The organism is Streptobacillus canis, from assembly GCF_009733925.1.
GTDB lineage: Bacteria > Fusobacteriota > Fusobacteriia > Fusobacteriales > Leptotrichiaceae > Streptobacillus > Streptobacillus canis.
Map to the genome: position 1 here is coordinate 1 of NZ_WOEI01000042.1, position 3,189 is coordinate 3,189.

Annotated in this window: 2 rRNA genes; both read right to left on the reverse strand. The window is 44.2% G+C overall.

Annotated elements, in window-relative coordinates:
• Positions 1-7 precede the first annotated feature (7 nt).
• Positions 8-116 (reverse strand): 5S ribosomal RNA (rrf, locus tag GM111_RS07885).
• A 61-nt stretch (positions 117-177) separates the two neighbouring features.
• Positions 178-3,082 (reverse strand): 23S ribosomal RNA (locus tag GM111_RS07890).
• Positions 3,083-3,189 lie beyond the last annotated feature (107 nt).

The window sequence follows — 3,189 nt, forward strand, 5'->3', positions numbered from 1 at the left end:
AAAAAAAGTTTGGCAACTACCTATCTTCCCTATTACTAAGTATTTTCAGCGTACACAGACTTAACTTCTAGGTTCGAAATGTAACTAGGTGTATCCCTGTGGCTATTGTCACCAAACTTGTTTTGTTATGTTGTCCATAAGACAATCAAAAATGAATAGTAAAGTAAAGAATATATTTAATAAAAGCCTACGTATTATTAGTATTGGTCAGCTAAATGTATCACTACACTTACACCCCCAACCTATCAACCACTTAGTCTCAGTGGATACTTAAAAGAATACTTATCTCAAAGTGGGTTTCTCACTTAGATGCTTTCAGCGATTATCCCTTCCAAACGTGACTACTCAGCCATGCCACTGGCGTGACAACTGATACATCAGAGGTTTGTCCATCCCGGTCCTCTCGTACTAAGGACAGATCTTTTCAATATTCTAACGCCTGTAGTGGATAGGGACCGAACTGTCTCACGACGTTCTGAACCCAGCTCGCGTGCCTCTTTAATGGGCGAACAGCCCAACCCTTGGGACCTTCTCCAGCCCCAGGATGAGACGAGCCGACATCGAGGTGCCAAACACTTCCGTCGATATGGACTCTTGGGAAGTATCAGCCTGTTATCCCCGGGGTAGCTTTTATCCGTTGAGCGACGGCCTTTCCATACAGCACCGCCGGATCACTAAGTCCTGCTTTCGCACCTGCTCGATCCGTCAATCTCGCAGTCAAGCTCCCTTATACCTTTACACTCTTTGGTTGATTTCCATCCAACCTGAGGGAACCTTTGAACGCCTCCGTTACTCTTTAGGAGGCGACCGCCCCAGTCAAACTGCCCATCTAGCACTGTCTCAATTTCTTGATTAGAATTTCAATAATATATGGTTGGTATTCCACAGGTGACTCCTTTAAAACTAGCGTCTTAATCTCTTAGTCTCCCAACTATTCTATACACACATTACCAAAACCCAATGCCAAACTACAGTAAAGCTCCACGGGGTCTTTCCGTCCTACTACAGGTAGTCGGTATCTTCACCGACATTACAACTTCACCAGGTCTCCAGCCAAGACAGCTCCCAAATCATTTCACCATTCGTGCAGGTCGGAACTTACCCGACAAGGAATTTCGCTACCTTAGGACCGTTATAGTTACGGCCGCCGTTCACTGGGGCTTCAATTCGAATCTCTCAATCCTCCTCTTAACCTTCCAGCACTGGGCAGGTGTCAGCCCATATACGTCGCCTTTCAGCTTAGCATAGACCTGTGTTTTTGATAAACAGTTGCTTGGGACTCTTCACTGCGGCCTACTTTGGCTCCTGATGTTCTCATTCACCTATCATAGGCACCCCTTCTCCCGAAGTTACGGGGCTATTTTGCAGAGTTCCTTAGCTAGAGTTATCCTGTCGGCCTCGGGTTTCTCACCCAGTCCACCTGTGTCGGTTTACAGTACGGGCACTTTATTCCTCTTTAGAAGTTTTTCTCGGCAGTGTAGGATTTGTAACTTAGACATAAATGTCCTTCCCCATCAGGTCTAACATTTAATAATACGGATTTGCCTATATTATCATGCTTCTCCCTTAGAATGCCTATTCCGTCAGACATCTTACATACCTTCCTGCGTCACTCCATCAGTTAACAGTTTAAAGTGGTATAGGAATATTAACCTATTTTCCATTCGCCACGACTTTCTAGTCTTCGCTTAGGTCCCGACTCACCCAGGGTTGACAAACATTGCCCTGGAAACCTTGGACTTCCGGCCAGAGGGATTCTCACCCTCTTTCTCGCTACTCATTCCTGCATTCTCACTTCTGATACCTCCAGATCGCCTTACAGCTCTCCTTCAACAGCCTACAGAACGCTCTCCTACCAACAACATATGTTGTTACATAGCTTCGGTTTATGTCTTAGCCCCGTTAAATCTTCGGCGCAGATACTCTCGACCAGTGAGCTATTACGCACTCTTTAAAGGTATGGCTGCTTCTAAGCCAACCTCCTGGTTGTTTGTGAATATCCACCTCCTTTCCCACTTAGACATAATTTGGGACCTTAGCTGATGTTCTGGGTTGTTTCCCTCTCGTCCATGGACCTTGTCATCCATAGACTCACTCCTAAGTATTAATATATGGTATTCGCAGTTTGCTTAACTTCAGTAAGCTATACGCCCCCTAGGTTATACAGTGCTCTACCCCCACATATCTTTAAACTTAAGGCTGCACCTAAATGCATTTCGGAGAGAACGAGCTATCTCCTAGTTCGATTGGCTTTTCACCCCTAAACCTATCTCATCTCCCAACATTTCAACGGCGGTGAGTTCGGTCCTCCACTGCATCTTACTGCAGCTTCAACCTGGACAGGCCTAGATCACTAGGTTTCGCGTCTATAACATGCGACTTGCGCCCTCTTAAGACTCGGTTTCCCTTCGGCTCCACTCTCTTAACCTCGCCACATATCATAACTCGCAGGATGATTAACCAAAATCCACGCAGTCAGCTTGCGCCTCCTACCGTTTGTAAGCACATGGTTTCAAATTCTTTTTCACTCCCTTACTCAGGGTTCTTTTCACCTTTCCCTCACGGTACTCTCCTCTATCGGTTAGTAAAAGTATTTAGCCTTATGTGATATGGTCCACACTGATTCACACCAAATTCCTCGTGCTTGATGCTACTCGGGATTAATATTATATATTTATTACTTTACACTATACGAGGCTATCACTCTCTTTGGCCAGGCTTTCCAACCTTGTTCCGTTTACATAATTAATATATCTTGATTATGGCTATCTCAATAAATATCTCCCTCTACCACATGATGGCAACCTCGCCAAGTTTAACACCACCATGTTTTAGGCTCTTCCCCCTTCGCTCGCCGCTACTAAGAGAATCGTTTTTACTTTCTTTTCCTCTAGCTACTTAGATGTTTCAGTTCGCTAGCTTACCTATTTCTCACTTGTTCTTCCAACAAGTAGGTTTCCCCATTCGGATATCTTAGGATCTACGCTTATATGCAACTCCCCTAAGCTTTTCGCAGCTTATCACGTCCTTCTTCGGCTTTTACTACCTAGGCATCCTCCATGTGCCCTTAATTAGCTTTTTAATCATCGTTTTTTGTTTTACAGTTTAACTACTTATCTTTTCTTTCGTCTCTGTTTAAAGTTGTAATTCTTTACTTTCTACTATTCATTTCTCATTGTCCTATGTTTT